This window comes from Pseudomonas sp. F9001 (assembly GCF_013385435.1).
GTDB lineage: Bacteria > Pseudomonadota > Gammaproteobacteria > Pseudomonadales > Pseudomonadaceae > Aquipseudomonas.
The window spans coordinates 347,156-367,433 of record NZ_JACAPX010000015.1 but is presented as its reverse complement, the minus strand read 5'-3'; the positions used below and the strand labels follow the sequence as shown (position 1 = coordinate 367,433).

Annotated in this window: 16 protein-coding genes; 4 read left to right on the top strand and 12 right to left on the bottom strand. The window is 61.7% G+C overall.

Annotated features, from left to right (window positions below):
- The first annotated feature begins 81 nt into the window (after nucleotides 1–81).
- Entirely contained in the window at nucleotides 82–5,187 is a 5,106-nt protein-coding gene (locus HX818_RS18250; protein WP_177020503.1) for an NEL-type E3 ubiquitin ligase domain-containing protein, read from the top strand.
- A 13-nt stretch (nucleotides 5,188–5,200) separates the two neighbouring features.
- Here HX818_RS18250 and HX818_RS18245 read toward each other — a convergent pair whose 3' ends face one another.
- The 9 genes from HX818_RS18245 to HX818_RS18205 are packed head-to-tail and all read right to left on the bottom strand — an operon-like array spanning nucleotide 5,201 to nucleotide 12,861.
- Nucleotides 5,201–6,163 (bottom strand): fimbrial protein, encoded by a 963-nt coding sequence (locus HX818_RS18245; protein WP_177020502.1) that lies wholly within the window; start codon nucleotides 6,161–6,163, stop codon nucleotides 5,201–5,203.
- 36 nt (nucleotides 6,164–6,199) lie between these two features.
- Complete coding sequence (locus tag HX818_RS18240; RefSeq protein WP_023659210.1) at nucleotides 6,200–6,733, bottom strand: fimbrial protein; 534 nt, start codon at nucleotides 6,731–6,733, stop codon at nucleotides 6,200–6,202.
- 11 nt (nucleotides 6,734–6,744) lie between these two features.
- Complete coding sequence (locus tag HX818_RS18235) at nucleotides 6,745–7,224, bottom strand: fimbrial protein (RefSeq protein WP_003216426.1); 480 nt, start codon at nucleotides 7,222–7,224, stop codon at nucleotides 6,745–6,747.
- Nucleotides 7,225–7,238: 14 nt separating this feature from the next.
- Complete coding sequence (locus tag HX818_RS18230) at nucleotides 7,239–7,736, bottom strand: fimbrial protein (protein ID WP_087692799.1); 498 nt, start codon at nucleotides 7,734–7,736, stop codon at nucleotides 7,239–7,241.
- A gap of 10 nt (nucleotides 7,737–7,746) precedes the next feature.
- Complete coding sequence (locus HX818_RS18225; RefSeq protein WP_003216422.1) at nucleotides 7,747–8,328, bottom strand: fimbrial protein; 582 nt, start codon at nucleotides 8,326–8,328, stop codon at nucleotides 7,747–7,749.
- 21 nt (nucleotides 8,329–8,349) lie between these two features.
- Nucleotides 8,350–9,102 carry a fimbria/pilus periplasmic chaperone gene (locus HX818_RS18220; protein WP_177020501.1) on the bottom strand — a complete coding sequence of 251 codons (753 nt, stop codon included), beginning with the start codon at nucleotides 9,100–9,102 and terminating at the stop codon, nucleotides 8,350–8,352.
- A complete protein-coding gene (locus tag HX818_RS18215; RefSeq protein ID WP_158213531.1) occupies nucleotides 9,099–11,711 on the bottom strand; it encodes an outer membrane usher protein in 2,613 nt (870 codons plus the stop codon). The genes HX818_RS18220 and HX818_RS18215 overlap by 4 nt, the downstream gene beginning before the upstream one ends.
- A gap of 16 nt (nucleotides 11,712–11,727) precedes the next feature.
- On the bottom strand, nucleotides 11,728–12,288 hold the full coding sequence (locus tag HX818_RS18210; RefSeq protein WP_023659209.1) for a fimbrial protein: 561 nt from the start codon (nucleotides 12,286–12,288) through the stop codon (nucleotides 11,728–11,730).
- A 51-nt stretch (nucleotides 12,289–12,339) separates the two neighbouring features.
- Entirely contained in the window at nucleotides 12,340–12,861 is a 522-nt protein-coding gene (locus tag HX818_RS18205; protein ID WP_023659208.1) for a fimbrial protein, read from the bottom strand.
- Between the two features lie 539 nt (nucleotides 12,862–13,400).
- On the opposite strand from HX818_RS18205, the gene HX818_RS18200 reads away from it, so the two are divergent.
- A complete protein-coding gene (locus HX818_RS18200) occupies nucleotides 13,401–13,949 on the top strand; it encodes a PadR family transcriptional regulator (RefSeq protein WP_003216412.1) in 549 nt (182 codons plus the stop codon).
- The gene (locus HX818_RS18195; RefSeq protein ID WP_177020500.1) at nucleotides 13,946–14,695 is read left to right on the top strand and encodes a siderophore-interacting protein; all 750 of its coding nucleotides are present in this window, start codon (nucleotides 13,946–13,948) and stop codon (nucleotides 14,693–14,695) included. Before HX818_RS18200 ends, HX818_RS18195 begins: the two co-directional genes overlap by 4 nt.
- 71 nt (nucleotides 14,696–14,766) lie before the next feature.
- On the opposite strand, the gene HX818_RS18190 is transcribed toward HX818_RS18195, so the two are convergent.
- Nucleotides 14,767–15,408, bottom strand: a complete 642-nt coding sequence (locus HX818_RS18190; RefSeq protein WP_177020499.1) for a Pr6Pr family membrane protein — start codon at nucleotides 15,406–15,408, stop codon at nucleotides 14,767–14,769.
- Between the two features lies 1 nt (nucleotide 15,409).
- Nucleotides 15,410–15,646: a VF530 family DNA-binding protein gene (locus HX818_RS18185; RefSeq protein WP_003216406.1), complete on the bottom strand. Its 237-nt coding sequence runs from the start codon at nucleotides 15,644–15,646 to the stop codon at nucleotides 15,410–15,412.
- Between the two features lie 378 nt (nucleotides 15,647–16,024).
- Here HX818_RS18185 and HX818_RS18180 point away from each other — a divergent pair, with 378 nt between their 5' ends.
- A complete protein-coding gene (locus HX818_RS18180) occupies nucleotides 16,025–18,043 on the top strand; it encodes a TonB-dependent receptor (RefSeq protein ID WP_177020498.1) in 2,019 nt (672 codons plus the stop codon).
- Nucleotides 18,044–18,185: 142 nt separating this feature from the next.
- Here HX818_RS18180 and HX818_RS18175 read toward each other — a convergent pair whose 3' ends face one another.
- Nucleotides 18,186–20,210 (bottom strand): c-type cytochrome, encoded by a 2,025-nt coding sequence (locus HX818_RS18175; protein ID WP_177020497.1) that lies wholly within the window; start codon nucleotides 20,208–20,210, stop codon nucleotides 18,186–18,188.
- Nucleotides 20,211–20,278 lie beyond the last annotated feature (68 nt).

Genomic DNA, 20,278 nt, shown 5'->3' with positions numbered 1-20,278 from the left:
TCCACCCACTATTCAAACTTATCCGCAGCCGTGCCGGTGCATAGACTCAAGCCTTCTTTTTGAGCTCTACAGGTTGCCCCCATGGCCGACATACCCGACCAGTCCCTGCACCACGCGTTTATCGAAAACGCCCTGCCGCACTGGCTGAAAACCACCTCGCCACTCCGCCTGCGCGCACTCAACGACGTCGCCCGCCAAGGCATCCGCCACTATCCCCATGCCAGCGCCAACCAGCATCAAGCGCTCAAGCCCGCGATCGCCGCACACTGGCAGCAGCAGGCTGCGATGGACCAGCGATTCCAGGCATTGACCGACGTGTATGCCTTCGCCGAACCGCTGCTGAAAAATGCCTTGAAGGCCTATGGCGAGATCGACGTCAGAACCACCTGCCTGCGGCTGTATGCCAGCGCCAAAGTTGCCTGGTGGGTGCACGATTTCAATCGTGGGGAGCAAAGCAAAACCCTGTCGCTGCTGGACGTCGCGCTGGCCAACTTTGCCGCCTCGGACACCTTCGTCGACTACGCCTTCCTGTCCGCCGAAGACCCACGCGGGCAGCGGGATACACTGACCTTGCGCCACTCCATCACCGGCGCGGTATTGACCGCTGAACAGTTCAAGCACATCTGCCGCACCCTGGACCTGGGCGCCCGCTACCAGAAAAGCCTGCGCCAGGCCCTGGGGTTCTATGACCCGGCGGTGACCCGGGCCGTGCGCCTGCAGATGATTGCCACTCAGAAGACTGCCCTGGGTACGGCGGCGCACCTGGCCTTGATCAACCGGGACATCGACGCCGATGCCCACGGCGCCGTGCTCGACCTGATCGCCGGCCGCGTCGCGCTGCTGGACGGTCAGGCGCTTGGATGCCATACCCTGAGCCTGATGAACACGGCATTGACCGGCATCCTGTTGCTGTTTGTCCCGCAGCCCACCCGGCCCGTCGGCAAGGTGCTGGTGTACATCCCCGCAGACCCCGAACACCCTCTGAAGCAATACCCTTCGCCTGCGGCCTTCCTCAGCCACCTCACGGAAAAACTGCGGGACAGCCAGCGCTACCAGACCTTCTTCAGCCAGTTCATCGACCACGCCAGGCGCGGTGAATTCTTTGCCGGGCTCAATACACGCTTGAGCCGTGTGCGCTGGCATCAAACCGCCCACACCGACCCGCGTCCCAGCTGGCGCGACACCCCGATCACCCAGCCAAACCTGCAATTCAGCGTGCAGGCTATCGGTGACGATCACGTCAATCGCTCAACGCTCGCCGCCGAAAATGACCTGTGGAATTACCAGTACCGCCTCAAGTTGAACAAGATCGTCAATGATGCCCTGGACATCGCCGTGCCCACCGCCACCGCCGACCGCCACGCGCGCTGGGCCTGGTGGGACAACCTGGAAAAAATCCTCGGGGATATCTTCAATGCGGCGCTGCTGGTGCTGACGCCCTTCGTGCCGCTGCTGGGGGAAGCGATGCTCGCCTACAGCCTGTACCAGATCACCGACGAGGTGTTCGAGGGGATTGTCGATTGGGCCCAGGGGCGTGGTGCCGAGGCGGCGGAGCAAGTGGTCGCGGTGGCCGACAGCGTGATCCAGTTTGCCTTGTTCGGTGCTGCCAGCCAGTTGGGCCATGTCGCACGGCTCAAGCTCAGCCCCTTCGTCGAAGGCTTGCGCCCGGTGGTGCGGCCCGACGGCAGCACGCGCCTGTGGCACCCGGATATTGCGCCCTATGCTGTGAAAAACCTCGACCAGCCGCCCATTGTCGACGGCCTGCACACCCATCAGGGCAAGCAGATCCTCGCGCTGCAAGGTGCTCACTTCGAAGTGCAGGCAGACCCTGAAACCGGCGACACGCGTATCGCTCACCCGGAGCGCGCCAACGCCTATCAACCCCTGGTGCGGTTCAACGGCGACGGCGCCTTCGTACATGAAGCCGAGCAACCGCGCACCTGGGACAGCGCCACGCTGATGCGCCGCCTGGGGCCGCGCACGGCGCCCTTCAGCAACCAGCAACTGCAGCAGATGCAACGCATCAGCGGTGCCGACGACGGTGTGCTGCGCAACCTTTACGTGCAAAACCGGCCGACCCCGCCGCTGCTGGAAGCGACCCTCAATCGCTATGAAGCCCAGCGCGCTGCCACACAGACCGTGCACACCATTCGCGCCGGCGCACCGCTGCCGCTGGATGCGACGTCCGCCTGGTTCGAGCAGACCATCACCGAGCTGCCGGGCTGGCCCCAAACCAAGGCATTGGAAGTGTTCGTGCGCTCGGACAAGAGCGGTGACTCCCACAAGTACGCCAACCCGCAGGCATCGCCGGCCGACACGCTGCAATTGAGCCTGGCCGAGGTGATGTCCGGCGAGTTGCCGGCGCGGGTGCTGGAGTTTCTCGATGAGCCGTCGATCAGGCACCTGCTGGGCGGCGACGTGTCGCAAGCACTGCGCGTGCAAACCTTGCGCGATCAACTGGCGGACTCGGTGGCGCGCCAGACCGGTGACATCGCCGACTACATCCATCAGGCCCGCCAGGTCAGCGCCGATCCCCATGAACGCCGTTTGCGCGTGCAGGTCAGCCCGCTGGACCGGCCGCTGGCCGACACCCTGCTGGCCGGCACAACCCCGGCCGAACGGCAAACCCTGGACCACCACGTACCGCTGCGCCTGCTCAATCAGGCCAGGGAACTGAGCTTCGCCCAGCACAGTGTCCAGGCCTACGCGGGGTTCTTCCCGCCCTGGGCGATCACCGAAGGTACCGAGCGCCTGGTGCTCAATACCCTCAAGCGCTACAGCGATGGCTTTGGCGACCTGCACCTGCAAATCCGCGATCGCCTGGTCAGCGGTACGCTGCGTTGTGAAGCCGGGCCGGCCGATGCCCGCCGGCGCCGGGTGCTGGTGCGCCAGAACGACATGGGCTACGAACTGTTCGATCAGCAGGGCCAGCGCCTGCATGGGCCGGATACCCTGTATGAATGCCTGTTGCGCGCGCTGTCCGAAGCGCAGCAACGTGAACTGGGCTACCGGCCCGGCCAGGGCGCCGGGCTCAAGCATTGGCTGATGGAAACCCTCGAACCCCTGGCCGAACGGCGCCGGGTGCTGGCCGAGCCACCGCTGCGCAGTACGGCAGATGTGCAGACCACCACCCTGCTCGGCGGCGCGGCCCTCGGCGGGTTGCGCCGCGCCCAGGAGCACCTGGGCCAGGCCCGCGCCCGGGAGGTGCTGGCCAGTCTGTTCCCGACCCTGGAGGAGGAACGCCTGCAGCGGTTCCTCAATGAGATCGGCCCGGGGCTGAACAACGATGTCCTCAATCGCCTGGTCCTGCAGCGGCACAACCTGTACCGGGAGCTGGAGCAATGGAAGCGCCTGCCCGGCCCCCATCCCAAAAACAGCCGCATGGCCCGGGAGGAAAAACTGCGTAAAAATATCATTGCGCACAAACTCTATCGCTGCTGGGAAGACCGCCTCGCCGAGCACCGCGACGACTTGGGCCAGGTGCAGAGCGGCGCGAGCCTGGACCTCAGCGCCCTCGACCTGCCCGGCAGCCTGCCGCTGCTGGGCAATGGTTTCGAGCACGTCACCCAACTGAAGCTGGCCAACTGCATGTTCAACGACAGCCAGTGGCCCTTTCTGCAGGCATTCCCGTCCCTGCGGGAGCTGGACGTCAGTGCGAACGAACTGACGCGGCTGCCCGAGCCCATCGCCAACATGCGCTACCTGCGCGACCTCAACGTGGGGGAAAACCAGATCACGCTGCTCAACGGCGACGTTGCGCGCCTGAAAAACCTCAAGCACCTGCGCAACCTGAACCTGTACCGCAACCCGCTGACGCAGCCACCGAACATCTCGAAAATGCCGCACCTGCGCCGCCTGTTCCTGAGCCGCACCCCCATCACCCAGTGGCCCACCGGGCTGTTTGCCCACCCACGGGAGGAGGGTTTCCTGCTGGACCTGAGCCAAACCCGGATTGATCATGTGCCAGCGCTCATGGCCGACAGCGCCGAGGCCCGGACCGTCGCCCATACCCGCCTGGACCGCAACACCCTGCTCAACGACCAGCGCCTGCTGTACGAGCAGTACCGCGAAGCCGCCGGACTGGACCCCAACCGCAGCTATGAACCCCGTGGAGAGAGCGGCCCGTGGCTGGAACGGGTCAGGCCGCCGTTACTGGGCAGGCGCCAGGAGCTGTGGCAAGCGGTGGAGCGCGAGCACGGCTCCCAGGGTTTGTTCGAGGTGATCAAGGCCCTTGAAGCGCCCGACTTCTTCCAGCGGCCCCAGGACATGGACACCTATTGGGACAATCTTGAAACGTTGCGCGAGCGCGTCTGGCGTTTGCTGGAGGCGGCCCACAACGATACGGCGCTGCGTGAAAAGCTGTTCAAGATGGCCAGTTTTCCCGGCCTGTGCGCCGACGGCAGTGCACAGATTTTCAATGACCTGGGCATCGAAGTGCTGGTCAGCGAAGCCCAGCGTTACTCCGCCTCGGCCAGCGAGCGCGAGGGCAAACTGGTGACGCTGGCAAAGGGCAATGCACGGCTCAAGCAATTGAACCGCATCGCCAGCGAGGACATTGCCCATCGGCTCAAACCCGAAGCCGAAGGCGGCCTCGGCCAATGGCTGCGTTCGCAACGACGGGAGGGCGTGATGGGTAACGTGGACGACGTGGAGGTCTACCTGAGCTACCAGACCTCCCTGGCCAAGCGCCTCGACCTGCCCTGGCTGTCGGAACACATGCTGTACCGCGACACCGGCGACGTAAAACCCACGCAGATCGAACAGGCCTACAGCACGGTGCTGGAGCTGGGCGAAGGCGATGGCCTGGTCAACCAGATGTTGCTGGAGCCCTATTGGGAAGAGTACCTGCACGACCACCACCCGAACACCCTTGAGGCCAATGCCCGGCATTTCGACGAACAATGCGCACGCCTTGATGAACTGCAGGAAGCCCAGGCCAGGCTGGCCCAGGCCAACGGCTTACCCGCCGAGCAGAAAGAAGCATTGAGGCTCACGCTGATCGGCCTCGCCGATGCCCTGGGTGTACCGCACCCGCAGGTGCTGACCGGGCAACCCATGACGGACGACAGCTACAACCTGCTGCTCAACGAACTGGGCTACCGCGAAAAACAATGGATGCGCGAGTTGACCCACCAGGCGTTGGAACGCCACAGCCAACAACGTAACCGCGTGACGCGCCAGGTCTGAACGTATGGGTGTGTCATGGCACACCCATTACCAACACGCCGTTGCCATTTACGACCCCCTCGACAGGCAGGGACCCCGCCTGCTTGACCAGGGCGAACGTTACAACGTCGCTCCCGGAACTGTTGGTGATACGGGTCAGGAACGAGCCATTGACTCGAACCGCAGTCCCCTGACGGACAAGGGCCGTGCCCACGTTCCGATTGCTCATCACCAGCGCATTGGCGTTGAACGAGGACGGCGTGCCTTTGTAGGTAATGGTGATCGGCGTGGTAATCCCCGGGTCCGGGCACCGGTAGGTCAACGTGTGATCTTTACGAACAGTGGTGGACAGCGGTTCCGTGCCTATCGCCCTCTGATGCACGTTGCCGAAGTCGATATTGATCGGCTGGTTATTGTTGATCGTGCACGACGATGGAGAGATCGCGAATTTATTATCCGCGGTGTACTGGAGAACAAGCCGCGTGCGGTTTGAATCGTAGTTGTTTGTCTGGTCCAGCGTTAACGTTCCAAGGATGTCCCCTCTTTCAACTTCGATTGGGTTGGTCGGATTGTTTCTTATCAAAATATAGGGCGTTACATTGACTCGTACCCCAATACCATTATTTGGCATGACAGATATTCGAATTCCGCCCGGGACGGGAGTATTCAAGTCTGAGCCGTTAATTCGTAGACCGGTGCCGAAGCCTGCGAATTTTCCGCCGGGCGCCCAGGCAGATGGCGCAGTTGCCCAGTAGTCCTGCCTCCAAGCGGGATGGCCGTCCAAGAGAGAGTACCGACACTCCAGGTTCGCCCCATCAAGCAGAATACGGCTCGTGTCCGACCCCAATCGGACAGTCACCGGGACCGTTAGGCTTACAGTTTGTCCAGTGTCCAATCGCTTCCAGGGCCCGCCATTGACCCGGCAATCAGCCGCTTTCACGGTCGTCGTAATGCCAGCCAGGGCAAGCAGCACAACGGCTCCAAATAGTCGTTTCATGTTGTTCTCTTTCATCCCATGCATAACGGTTTACCGTTACGGATAATCCAGCGTAAACGTCGAAGTCACACGGTAGCTGCCGTGCCCGATGGTCTTGTCCCGCAGGGCATCCGGCTCACCCTGCACATAGGCCTTGAGCAGGATGACGTTGTTGCCGGGGCTCAATTTCTGCTCGTCGCCGACCTTGTTCACCGGCACCGGCTTATCGCTCAGTGTCTCCAGGCCCAGCCCGATACCTGAGGCACCACTGCCACCATCCAGCGCGAACAAACCGGGCAGCGCGCGGTTTTCCGCACCGTTGAACAGGATGGTCACCGAGTCGCTGATAGTGGTATTGCAGTCATCCAGGTGCAGGGTGAAACGTTTGCCCACTGAGCGCGTGTTGATGTAGAGGTGCTTGCTGGTCAGGTCCCACAGCTCCAGGGTGATGGCTTCATCGCCCGGGCGGATGGTGCAGGCCTGTTCCACCAGGTTGCCCTTGAACCTCAGGTTGTCCACCGCCTGCGCCGTGGCCGCCAGGCCGAAGGTCAGCAGCAGGGCCAGGCCCTTATGAATCATTGCGTGTCGCATACACTCGACTCCTACTGGTATTCAGCCAACAGCGTGGCCACCGCCGTGAACCCTTGGGCCTTCAGGACCGAACCCGGCCGTTTGACCGGCACCACTTCCAATGTCGGCGGTGCAGCCAGGCTGATGTCCAGCGGCGTGTTGAGGCGAAACGGCGCGTTGTTCTGGTACAGCCGAATGCCCAGGTCAGGCGCAGTGGTCTGCAGGGCCGCGTTATCAAAGCTTGTCTCTGCGCCCTTGACGCTCAACTTCAACAGCCACGGCAGCGTGGAGGCGCCGCAGCGGATGGTGTAGCCGACGGCCCTGCGATATTTCACGCCATCAACACGCTTGGTGCCGACATCCCCGAAATCGACTTCAATCGTGCTGCCCGAATCAATCGTGCAGGGCGGCGGCTCGTTCAGCGTTCCGTTGAACGTCAGGTTGGCCGACGCAGCACTGAAAAAGCCGAAGCAACACAAGCCGAGCAACGTTCGCTGTGGCCAACATTTCATTGATCGTTTCCTCATTATTGGTACTCGATCACGAGGGTGGCGGCGGTCGCAAATGCCCCGCCCGTCAGCGTGCTGCCTGCGCGCTTGACCGGCACCGCCTGCACGACCGGAAAGGTCGGATGGGTAAACCTGAGCGGCGTGTTCAGCGGCCAGTCCGCCCCATTGGCGAAGAGCTTGACCCCCAGGTCGGTCTTGGGGGTCGAGAGCACTTTGTTATCAAACCCGGCTGCCGCGCCCTTGAGTTCCAGGGTCATCGCGTTGCTGTAAACGGGAGGACTGCAGGTGACGGTATACGGCACGTCCCGTCGATAATTCACGCCATCAATCCGTGACGTCAGCAGGTCATTGCCGAACGGCACATTCAGCGTGCCGCCGCTGTTAATCACGCACGGTGGAGGTGCAATGATGGTCGCGCGGATCGTCAGGTTGGTATCGGCCTGCACGCCCTGGCTGACCGCCCACAGCAGTCCCGCACCGATAAAAATGGCCCACGGGCCGGTTAACCTGGTCATTGTTCTGCCCTTACTCATAATTGAGCCTGAAATCCACCACGGCCCGGAATGCACCGCTGGTCAGGGGTGCCGGGGTGCGCGTGGGCTGGACGTTCCAGGTCTGCGTGTTGCGGCCCAAGGGCAAGAACAATGGCTCCCCCCTTGAACCCAGCTGTACATCGCGCCCCTGGGAATCGGTCAGGCGCAGGCCCATCCCGGTGATGCCTTGCACCTTGACCAGCCGTGAATCATCGGCATCGGCTGGTGCGATGAACGCCACCGAGAGCACCGGTTGATAAGCACTCCATGTCAGGTTCCCCGTGCGTTCACTGGCGATGCGGCCGGCGGTGCGCCGGCAATCCTCGAACAGCAGTTGAAAGGCCACGGAGGTCGCCTGGTCACCCGGCCGTTGCAACTGGCTGGCCGACACCGGGCCCAGGTCGATCGTCTGGTGCAGGGATGCCATCTCCAGGCTGCAGGGGGTTTCATGCATGGACCCGAGAATGTTGAGCATCCCGACCATGCCCTCCACATCCTCGTCATCCGCGGCGTGCGCCGGCCCCATCAGGGCCAGCAACAGACCGCCCAAGACCTTCACTGTGTGCAACTTCATGACGTTCTCCGGCAGCAGGCACTACTGATTGGCCACAGACAGTTGCGTGTTCACCTTGCATGTCTCGCCACTGCAGGTGAACGCCAGCAGCGGACGGCCACCGTAATCATTCACGTAGGACAAATAGGGGGTTGTGCCGAGCTCCTTGGCAGTCGGCCCCAGGGCCTGCGTGCCTTTGGGCGGGACCATCACCGGCTCGAAGCCCGGTATGGTCTTGCCGTCCTTGCTGCTGCGCGCATCCACCAGGGTCACGTAGTAAGGCGTGGGGTTATTCACCTCGTAGTGATCGCCTTGCCGGGTAAGGGTCAGCTTTTCCTGCCATGGGTTGGACAGGTCCTGCTGGGTGGGGGTAATTGCCTGCGGCCGGTAAAACAATTTGATCCGGGTTTGCAGGGCGATTTGCAGGGTATTGGGCTTGTCGCTGCGCGGCGGAATTTCCCGCAGGTTGAAGTAGTAGACCGTCTCCCGATCCTGGGGCAGCGATTTGGCGGCCGGCAACGCCTGGACTTTTACCTGGCTTTGCTTGCCGGGCTCCAGGCGTTGGACCGGTGGCAGCACGATCAACGGCGAGGTGATCTTGTTGCCCTCTTCATCCTCGATCCAGCCCTGGGCCAGGTACGGCAACTGGGGGTTGTTGTTGGTGATGTTGACGCTGGTTGCGTCTTTGCCACCGTCGAAAATCACGCGGGTACGGTCCAGGCCGACAGCGGCGTTGGCGCTCTGGCTCAAGACCGCCAGCAGCAGTGCATAGGTAAAACGTGTGCTGTGTTTCATGAGGATGGGTTCTCCATAGTGTTTCGCTGGCCGGTCAGGCTGGCTGGCTCGGGTGAGGCTTGATCGACGGCTACCCTCTGGCAGCGCAGTTGCAGGGCATCGGTGAACGCATCCGTTGGCAACTCGACAGGCAGCGTCAGGACGCAACGCTCGGTGCCGCCCCAGCTGACGATCATCTGCTCGCCGGCCTGAATGCCGCTCAGGTAGACATCCCCGCCGTCATTCACCACCCCGGTGTCCTGCTGCTTGCGGTTTTTCACCGTGGCGCCGAAGGGCGGTGCGCTGCCATCCGGCAGGCGAAGAACCGCCATGGCCTTCTGGCCGGAAATCACTTCCAGGGATCGGTAGCCAATGGCCCCCTCGGTGAGGGTCAGTTGCGTCACGGATTGAGTGGCCTCGACATCGCTGGGCAATTTCTCCAGGTCAACACTGGCCGCCGTACGCTGGTAGCTGGTGATGTCGGAGATGACCGCCTTGCCGAACGCGTTGCTGCGGGTCGGCGTGCCGTAGCCCCGCACGGGCACATCGGGCACACCGGCGGTATCGACCAGCAGCCGGGTTCCGCCGGTACTGGTGGTTCGATGCAGCGCCCCGCCGTAAGGCGTGAGCGTGCCGCCGCCACGCACGGATGCGCTGAGGGTGCGGTTATTGCCTTGTTGCGTCGTGGCGCTGAGGTCGATGTCGGCCTGGTCACCAATATGGCTCAGGTAGCCGCTGGCCGAGGTGTCGCTGGCACTGACCTGGTAGCTGTTACGTTCATCCAGGCGATCGGCGTAGCGTGTGGTAAAGCTGTTTTTGCCGCCGGCCCTGTTGGCATCCATCGACAGGGTGCCGGTGGGTCCCAATGGCAGGCTGACCGTCAGCGCTGCTCCGTTGTCCTTATATTGGTATTCATGGGTGCGATATAAATTCAGCGACAGGCTCATGTTCCTGACAGAGCCCACGTTGAAGTAACGAGACGCCGACAGGTTCCAGCGCTGGGTGTCCGGCCGGTTCCAATAGGTTTGTTTGTTGTAGCTGGCATACACCGTGGTGTTCAGATCGCGGAACTGTTTGTTCACCGTGACCGTATACAGCGCCTTGTTACCGCCAATGGGTTTCCAGTGTTCAATGAAGTTACCGTCTTCATCGAACACGCCGCGCCCACCCAATTCACCGTTCAACCCGTAGTGCCGAGCATCCAGGTATTGGCTCATGCTCAAGTAGTTCTTCTCGGAGAACCGGTAACCGGCGAAGGTGACCTGGCTGTCGTACTCTTCAAAGTTCTTGGAATATTGAAGGCGGTAGGATTTGCCCGAAAGTGTCTGGTTCCACAGGCTGGCGCGAGACTGGGTGACGTCCAGGGAAACGGCCCCGAACGCCAGCAAATCCCGCCCCGCCCCCACCGACAGCGCACGGTAGTTGTTATCCGTTATCGCACCGCCCAGCAGCGACCAACCATTGCTGATTCCCCAGGAAAACTCGCCGGTGCCGAAAAAGTCACCGTGGGAGTGGTACTGCAGGTTGGACGGTCGCCCGGCAGACAGCTTGTAACGAACCTGCCCGGGACGCGTCAGGTAAGGAACGCCTGCCGTATCGAGCTGGAATTTCTGTACCGAACCGTCCTGCTCCTCGACCCGCACATCCAGCGTGCCGGACACGGCGTCGTTAAGGTCCTGGATCCGAAAAGGGCCTGCCGCCACCAGCGTTTCATAGAGCACACGCCCCTGCTGGCTGATGACAACCTTTGCATTGGTCTTGGCCACCCCGACCACTTCCGGTGCATAGCCCCGCAGGTTGGGCGGCAGCTGGCTTTCGTCTGACTTGAGCCCGGCACCGGTAAAGCGGAAGCTGTCGAACAGGTCCGAATAGAGGTAGTCCTCGCCCAACACCAGGCGTGCCTTCAGCGCAGGAATGGCGCGATATGCGTAATAGCGACTCCACTCCAGTTTTTGCCGGCTGGCCTGCGCCTCGCGGTCTTTCTCGACACGCCCTTGCCAATCCGCCCGCAGGCGCCAGGCCCCGGCATTGGCCCCGAGTGTGCCGTTACCGCTGAGGTCATTGCGCGTACCGTCACCTTTGCGGTAGCTGGACTGCGCCGTCATGTTGTAGTCGACCAGCAGCCCCGGCACCCCCTCGTCCCAACGTGACGGCGGGTCCCAGTTGATGGCGCTGTATTCCAGGTAGGCCTGGGGAAGGTTGATGTCCAGGGTGGACGTGCCCAGGTCGGCACTGACCTCCATGCCGGGCAAGCCCGTGACATCCAGGCACTGCCCGCCCTTCCACCACTTCAGCTGGTCAGCACCGGACGCCTTGAGGCCCAGTTGCTCGACAAGCTCGCGCGATAAACAGGGCACACTGCCTTTGGGATCATCATCGGGGGCAAAGAACGCCACCGATTGTTCAGATATAGGTTGGGTATTGAGCTGGACCACCATCGAGTAGGTGCCAGGCAAGATAAACCCACTGCGTGCAAACTGAGACAGGTCAATATTGGAGCGATCAATCAGATCAAGAACGTCGGTATTAAACTCAATATCCCCGGCGCCCATTGCAGTTCCAGCCAGTGATATCAACCCGCCAAAGAGGCTGGGGCGCAGCGTATTCATGACTTTCGACGTATTCAACATACACGCAACTCAATCTTCAAAAGTATTCCAACTTGAACCGCACTGCCGCGCGGTGAGCCCCTGCCAACAGCGGCACTCCGTTGCCCACCAGGCGGAGCCTGTAATGAAGTGTCATGTCGCCATCAACCACCGGCAGCAGCGCCATCGGCACTCCCGGCACACTCACCTGGCCAGCGGCGTCCTCAATATGGAAAGCAACCCCCTGCGAGGCCCCAAAGGCCGCAAAGGTGCGCCCGCCCATATCGCTGGGCCCGTCGAACGTCACGCGAAGATGCTCCCAGTCCGGCAGCGTTTCGCCGGGGCGCAGCGGGTCGGGACGCGTCACGGTGCAGTTGACCAGCCGTAGCTGGAACGGCTGCATTTGCCCCGCGCCCTCTCGCAACAGGCGGCCGATGGGTTCGGGAGGCATGTCGATGGTCTGATCGGCAGTGACCGCTTCCAGCCCGCAGGCCGAGTCGATGATCTCGCCTCCCAGCGTGACGAGCCCATCGCCTTGCACACGCGTCTGCGCGGCATCACAAGGGCTGATGAACAACGTCAATGAAGAGGCAATAGCGAGACTTATGAATGTTTTCACCTTGATCTCCCGCCAGTTTTCCCCCGCCACCAGTGGTGGCGGGGGAAACACTTACTGATAAGCCAAGGTGAAGTTGGTGACCGCGCTGAAATCACCAGGAACGATGTCGCCTGTCGCCTGGCCTTGTACGTAGGCGCCGAACTGCAGGGTGTTATTACCGGCAACAATGGCCTGCGGAGTGGTTGGCACGCCCAGCTCAATCGCTTTGCCACCGTGGGTCATCATGATGCCGATGCCGCCCGCGCTGCCGACCGTGCCGATGCCGCCAGGCACAACGCTGGACGGTGCACCGGTGAAGGTAGTGGTCACGGTGTTATCGGTGAGGCCAGACAGGTCGCAACCTTCAAGCTCGATCGCCACGGGGCGGGCGGTGGACTTGCCGCCGGATTGCAACTGATGCTTTGCAATAGCGCCAAGTGCAACTGACTGATCCACAGACTCAGGCTTGATAGAGCAAGCACCCGAATGGACCGAACCGGTAAATGTAATCGTCCCGTCCGCCGCATTAGCAACAGAGATCGAACCCGCCAACAGGCCGACAGTCAACAGCGCAGCTTTTACTTTAGTCTTCATTTGCAGAGCTCACATGTATTAAAAATCAAAACGAAATCCTGGCTTAGTTGCGCACAGGACTTAATTAACCCAGCGCCAGAACAATTTCCCGAAGCAATGGAAATTGGATGCTTTCCAATTACTTGTATTGCAATTCAGGAGTTCGTTCGAGGCCGGGCAATTATCCATTTCGATTTTGAATATGAAAGCCGGTCGATTCGCTTATTCACGTAGCCTTGTCACACCAAGACACATAGGAAAATTATGGCACTTTGCCAAAACTTTTGAATCAACCGTAAGAAACGGACTACATCAACTTAACGAGAATGATTTAGTGCAGAACAAGTCCGTAAGAATAGGATTACATATTATAAAAAACAACAGTAATTACTGGGGCACGCCAACTAACAAGTTGGCGAATATGTCGAAAGGGTCAGTGCGCTGATCGGCCCGTTTCGAGTCCCGTCTCACAAGACGCGAGATGACCGTTCGTCTGCCGGGGTTGCGGCGGCAATAAGATATATCTTACGTTGTATCTAAACCAAACGAGAGCACCCGAAATGAGAGACCATCATTCACACCGCGACCCCGGTGACAGCCGCGACGGCTTCGACAAACGTCCAGGCCGCGAGCGCGGCGGCCGTGGCCCGCGGGTCTTCGCCCCCGGCGACCTGAAACTGCTGCTGCCGGCGCTGATCGCCGAACAGCCGTGCCATGGCTACGACCTGATTCGCCGGATCGAGACCCTGTTCGACGGCGCCTACAGCCCCAGCCCCGGCGTGATCTACCCCACGCTGACCTTTCTCGAAGAAAGCGAATTGATTACCGGCGATGCCGAAGACGGAAAAAAACGCTACACAATCACCGACGCCGGTCGTCTCTTCTTAAGCGAACAGGCGGTTGCCCTCGAAGGCATTCGCATGCGCATGGATGTGAGCAAACGTTCGCTGCGGGGCCAGGACCGTCCGCCGGAAATCCACGAGGCGGTGCATAACCTGCGCCACGCCTTGCATTCGCACCACGGGCGCTGGAGCCCGGAAGAAATCGTTCGTGTCGCGGCGCTGCTCAACAGCACCGCCCAAGCCATTGCCGACGGGAAAGCTCAATGAATACCCAAGCCATCCACCGCGTGACCCACGAAATCAAACGCCGCCGCCTCGAAGTCCTGCGGGTGGTCGACATCACCCCGCGCATGCGCCGCATCACCCTGGGCGGGCCGGAACTGGCGGGCTTTATCAGCCTGGGCAGTGACGATCACATCAAGCTGCTGTTCCCACAGAACGCCGCCGAACAAGCGGCGCTGGACAGCCCCGACTTCAACCTGCGCGGCGACGGCCCGCAACCCGCCATGCGCGACTACACCCCACGCCGGTACGACCTGGACATCGGCGAGCTGGACATCGACTTCGTGCTGCATGGCGATGGCCCTGCCTCCACCTGGGCCGAGCAGGCCAAGGTCGGTCAGCACCTGCACATCGGCGGGCCGCGTGGCTCGATGATCGTGCCGGATATCTTCGACAGCTACCTGTTGATCGGCGATGAAACCGCGATTCCGGCGATTGCCCGGCGCCTGGACGAATTGCCGGCGGGGCGCAAGGTATTGGCGGTGATAGAGATCGCCAATGCGGCGGAACAGCAGCCGCTGGCCAGCGCTGCCGAAGTGGAAGTGATCTGGGTGGTGCGCGGCCAGGATGACCTGCTCGAGACGGTGCAGAACCTGACGCTGCCGGGCGGTTCGCTGTACAGCTTTGTCGCCACCGAGAGCAAGCTGTCGCGCCAGGTACGACGGGTGCTGCTGGACACGCACAACATCAATGAGGCATTCCTCAAGGCGGTTGGTTACTGGCAACAGTGATCCCTGTAGGAGCGAGCTTGCTCGCGAAGAACCTGAGAGCGCCGCGTCAAACCAGACACACTGCGTTATCGTTAACGTTCTTCGCGAGCAAGCTCGCTCCTACAGATTTTATCCAGCCCCACCACCACCAAAGCAACCAGTACAAACCCCACCAGAATTCCCCCGGCATTGATGAACACCTGTGGATAACCCAGGGTGTCCACGTTAATGAACGGGTACTGATACAGGCCCCACACATACCCGCGCAACAACGCATAGGCGAAGTACACCACCGGGTAAATCACCCACAGCCCGATGTGTTTGAGGCGCAGGCTGCCCTTGGGCACGCACCACCACCAATACGCGACAAATACCAACGGCATCACATCGTGCAGCAACTCGTCCGCCACAAACTGCACCCCCGCAGGCTGCCACATGTGGCGCAACAACAGGCTGTAGGCGAGGCTGACCACGACAATGCTCACGGCAATCCCGCTGCTGACTACGGGCCCGAGGAAGAACCGGCTCGCCGCGGTTGGCCGTTGCACCCACGCATGGGTCAACACCACCGCCACCAGGGTGTTGGTGAGCACGGTGAAGAAGCTGAAGAAATTCACCAGGCCCGGCAACAGGCTGGCGCCATCGACCCAGCGGAAGTAGAAAATGATGTACTGCTGCAGCGCCAGGCCAACCCAGCCGCCGAGGGCTGCCAGGCCGATAAGGTGACGTTTCACCTCAGTCCTCGACCGGTCGCTTGGTGCGCATCAACTTCACGTACAACCCTTCGACCTTCTCCCGCGCCCACGGCGTCTTGCGCAGGAACGACAGGCTCGACTTGATGCTCGGGTCACTGGAAAAACAACGGATATTGATGCGCTCGGCCAGGCCTTCCCATTGGTAATGCGCCACCAGCGCGGTGAGGACCTGTTCCAGGGTGACGCCGTGCAGTGGGTCTTTGTTTGTCGCGGTCATGCCGGGCCTTTTGTGCAGAAAAGAAGAAAACGAAGCCGCGCACCTTAGCGGACGGGCCGTGCGGGTGGAAGCGTTGCCTTCACTATAGGCCACTGTTCGATCGTTCCCACGCCCTGCATGGGAATGCCGAATTGGACGCTCTGCGTCCCTCGGTCGACGCAAGTTTTAACCCTGCGCAATGGTGACGCAGAGCGTCACGGCATGCATTTCCACGCAGAGCGTGGGAACGATCAGCGTGGGAGTGATCGAGCGGGGTTTGGGAAAGTTCCCCTTGGCAGGGAAAAAAGTGATGTTATATTGTAACTATAACTATCAAAGGGTATCGAATCCCTTACCGTTTTCAGCCTTCTCTTTTTGCCGTTTGCCAAGGAACGACCGATGTCCCTCTCTTCTCTCTGGCGCCTTACCCCGCTGGCCGCCGCCCTGTTGATCACCTCCCAGGCCAACGCCCTGGAACTGCAACCTCAAGTCATCACCGGCAACCCGCTGGGCAGCGAAACCCTCGCCTCGCCCACCACCGTGCTGGAAGGCGATGACCTGACCCTGCAACAAAAAGGCAGCCTGGGTGAAACCCTGAACAAGCAGCCCGGTGTGTCGTCGTCGTACTTCGGCCCGGGGGCCAGCCGGCCGATCATTCGTGGCCAGGATGGCGACCGCATTCGCCTCCTGCGCAACGGCGTGGGCGCGCTGGATGCCTCGTCGCTGTCCTATGACCACGCGGTGCCGCTGGACCCGGTCAACGTCGACCGCATCGAAATCGTGCGTGGCCCGGCCGCCCTGCTCTATGGCGGCAGCGCCATCGGCGGCGTGGTCAATACCTTCGACAACCGCATCCCCACCGAAGCCATCGAAGGCATTCACGGTGCCGGTGAATTGCGCTACGGCGGCGCCGACACCACCCGCAGCAGCGCTGGCAAACTGGAAGCCGGCAACGGCACTTTCGCCTTGCACCTGGACGCCAGCGCGCGGGAATTCAACGACCTGAAAATCCCCGGCTTTGCCCGCAGCCGCCATGCACCGCCAAGCGACGACGGTGAAGGCAAGAACGGTCGCCTCGGCAACAGCGACGGACGCCAGGACGGTGGTGCAGTCGGCGGTTCCTACACCTGGGACGACGGTTACGCCGGGCTGTCCTACAGCAACTACGACAGCAACTACGGCTCCCCGGCCGAGCAGGACGTGCGCATCCGCATGAAGCAGGATCACTACGCCTTTGCGTCCGAAATCCGCAACCTGCAAGGCCCGTTCACCTCGGTCAAACTCGACGCCGGCTATACCGACTACAAGCACATGGAAATCGAAGGCGGCGAGACCGGCACCACCTTCAAGAACAAGGGCTACGAAGCCCGGGTGGAAGCGCGACACTTGCCGATCGGGCCGTTCAACGGCGTGGTGGGTGCCCAAGTCAGTCGCAATGAATTCTCGGCCCTGGGTGAAGAAGCCTTCGTGCCGCAGACCGATACCAACGCCGGCGCGCTGTTTATCCTCGAAGAAATGCAGGCCACCGAGCGCCTCAAGCTGAGCCTCGGCGGGCGCCTGGAACACACTAACGTCGACCCGGACGGCAAGGGCAACGCACGCTTCGCCAATGCGGACAAATCCGCCGACTTCACCGCCGGCAGCCTGTCGTCCGGCGCGATGTACACCCTCACGCCGATCTGGTCCCTGGCCGCCACCCTCGGCTACACCGAACGTGCCCCGACCTTCTACGAGCTGTATGCCAACGGCGCTCACGTCGCCACCGGCACCTATGAACTGGGCGATGCCAACCTGTCGAAAGAAAAAGCCGTGTCCAGCGACCTGGCACTGCGCTTCGACAACGGCACCCACAAGGGCAGCTTCGGCGTGTTCTACAGCCACTTCTCCAACTACATCGGCCTGCTGGGCAGCGGTCGCACCTTGAATGACGAAGGCGAGGAAGACGCCGGCGGCATCCCTGAGTACAAATATTCCGGTGTGCGTGCGCGTTTCGCAGGCTTTGAAGCCCAGGATCACATCAAGCTGGGGGAAGGTGCCTACGGCAAGTTTGCGCTGGAACTGTCGGGCGACTACACCCGTGCAACCAACCTGGACACGGGTGAAGCGTTGCCCCGCATTGCGCCGTTGCGTTTGAACAGCGGCCTCTTGTGGGAACTGGATCGCTGGCAGGCGCGGATCGACGTTGAACACGCGGCGGGCCAGGGCCGGGTGCCGGACAACGAAAGCGGCACCGACGGCTACACCACCCTGGGCGCCAGCGCCGGCTACCGCTTCAATGTCGGCGGCAGCCAGTGGCTGGCGTTCGTCAACGGCGAGAACCTGACGAACCAGACCGTGCGCTACGCCAGCTCGATCCTGCGGGACATCGCCCCGGCGCCGGGTCGAAGTGTGCAGGTTGGGTTGCGCACCACCTTCTAACTGACTGCACTCGGTTAAAACTGTGGGAGCGGGCTTGCTCGCGAAAGCGGAGTGTCAGTCAATACATGGGTGACTGACTCACCGTCTTCGCGAGCAAGCCCGCTCCCACATTGACTGTGCCCACTTCGAACAGGTTGTGGGGTTAGTACCGCGCATCCACGGGCTTACCCCCCTTCGGCCAGTCCTTCACTTTGTCCGGGAAATCCGGACGAGGTTGTTGGGAGAAGTACGCTGCCACATCCACCGCCTCCTGATCCGACAACCCGCCCTGCCCCAACGGGAATTTCTCGTGGAAACCGATTGGCATGTTGCGTTTGACGAACGCCGCCGCCGTGTACAGCCGCGCCATCCCCGCCCCGATATTGAACGACTGCTCGCCCCACAACGGCGGGTACACCAACTCGCCATCCGCCCGCGTCAACCCTTGGCCATTGTCGCCATGGCACACCGCGCATTGCCGGGCGTACACCTGCCTGCCATTCTGCATATCCGGCTTGATCGCCGGGTCGACCTTGCCCACCCCGCGCCCGGCGACTTTGTCTTCGGGCCTGGTGTTGTTTTTCATCCAGTCGAAGTACGCCACCATCGCCTGCATATCCGCCGATTCCGCTGGCAACGGCTTGCCATTCATCGAGCGACGGAAGCAGCCGTTGATCCGCTCTTCCAGGCTCACCACCTTGCCCGCACGCGGCGCATAGCTCGGGAAAAATGCCGAGACGCCCACAAACGGCGAACCATCCGCCACAGTGCCGGCGTTGAGATGGCAGCTGGTGCAGTTCAGCGAGTTGCCCACGTTATTGGGCAGCAGTTCCTTGGTCTGCAGGTGCAGGCGCATGCCGCGTACCACCTGATCGGCATTCGGCGCCGCCAACAATTCGGCCAGGCGTGGGGTTTCAAACGCTGACGAGTCGGTGGTGACCGGGTTGAGCTGGCCGCGCATTTTCTTCACTTGGGCAGCCGTGACAGGCGTGCCTTCGTTGCCCCAACGGCTGCGCACGAAACTGAGGATTTCAGTGATTTCCTGATCCGCCAACCGCGCAAACCCAGGCATGGTGTAGACCCGTGGATGGGCTGCGGTCTCGGCGGTTTCCCAACCGGTGAGGGTGATGTGCAGCAGTGACGTCGGGTTGTTCGAGGCAACGCTCGGGTTGCCGGCCAACGGCGGGAACAGCCCTTTCACCCCGCCGCCATCGCTGCGGTGGCAGTCACTGCAAAACTGCATATAGCCCAGGCCACCACGGCTGGTGAACAAGTCCTTGGGCGGTGCGGCGGGTTCGTGGGCCACGGCGGGCATCGGCAGGTCGTCCTTGCCCGGCGGCAGGGATTTGAGATACGTCGCGATGGCGGTCAAATCGGCATCGGTGAAGTGTTGGGTACTGTGATGAATCACATCCGCCATGTTGCCCGCGACCGTGGCAAAGCGGTTCTGCCCGGTCTTGAGCAATTGCACGGTGTCGTCCACCGTCCACAGGTTGCGCAGGCTCAAGGCGCGCCAGTGCTCGACAGTCTCACCGGCCAGGTAATGCCGGCCACTGCGGCCCGCGTCGCTCATGGCTTTTTCCTGGAAGGCGATGCCGCGCGGGGTGTGGCACGAGCCGCAGTGGCCCAGGCCCTGGACGAGGTAGGCGCCACGGTTAAGCACGTCATCCTTCGCCGGGTCCGGCACGAATGGTTGCTTGTCGAGAAACGCCAAATTCCACAACGCCAGGCCCCAGCGCTGGTTGAACGGGAAGCCCATCTCGGCGTCCAGGTTGGGTTTGTTCACCGCCTCCACGCCCTGCATCAGGTAGGCGAACAAGGCGCGCATGTCGCCTTCGCTCATCTTCGCGTAGGACGGGTAAGGCATCGCCGGGTACAGGTTCTGCCCGGCCGGCGTCACGCCTTCACGCATCACCCGGTCGAACTGCTCGAAGGTGTACTGGCCGATGCCGGTGTCACGGTCCGGGGTGATGTTGCTCGAATAGATCGTGCCCATCGGCGTGCCCAGTTCCAGCCCGCCGGCCATTTGCGCGCCTTGCTTGGCGGTGTGGCAGGCGATGCAGTCGCCCAGTTGGGCAACGTATTTGCCCTGTTCGATCAGCGTGGGGTCGGCTTCGTTGGCGTGCAGGGGAAGGGAAAGGCACAGCACCACCCCCACAAGGCCCAGACGTGACAGGGGAAAAATCATCGCACTATTCCTTTAATAACCCGGCCTGGGGCGGTCCCCTCGGCGCAGGTCTGCAATCGTTTTTATTG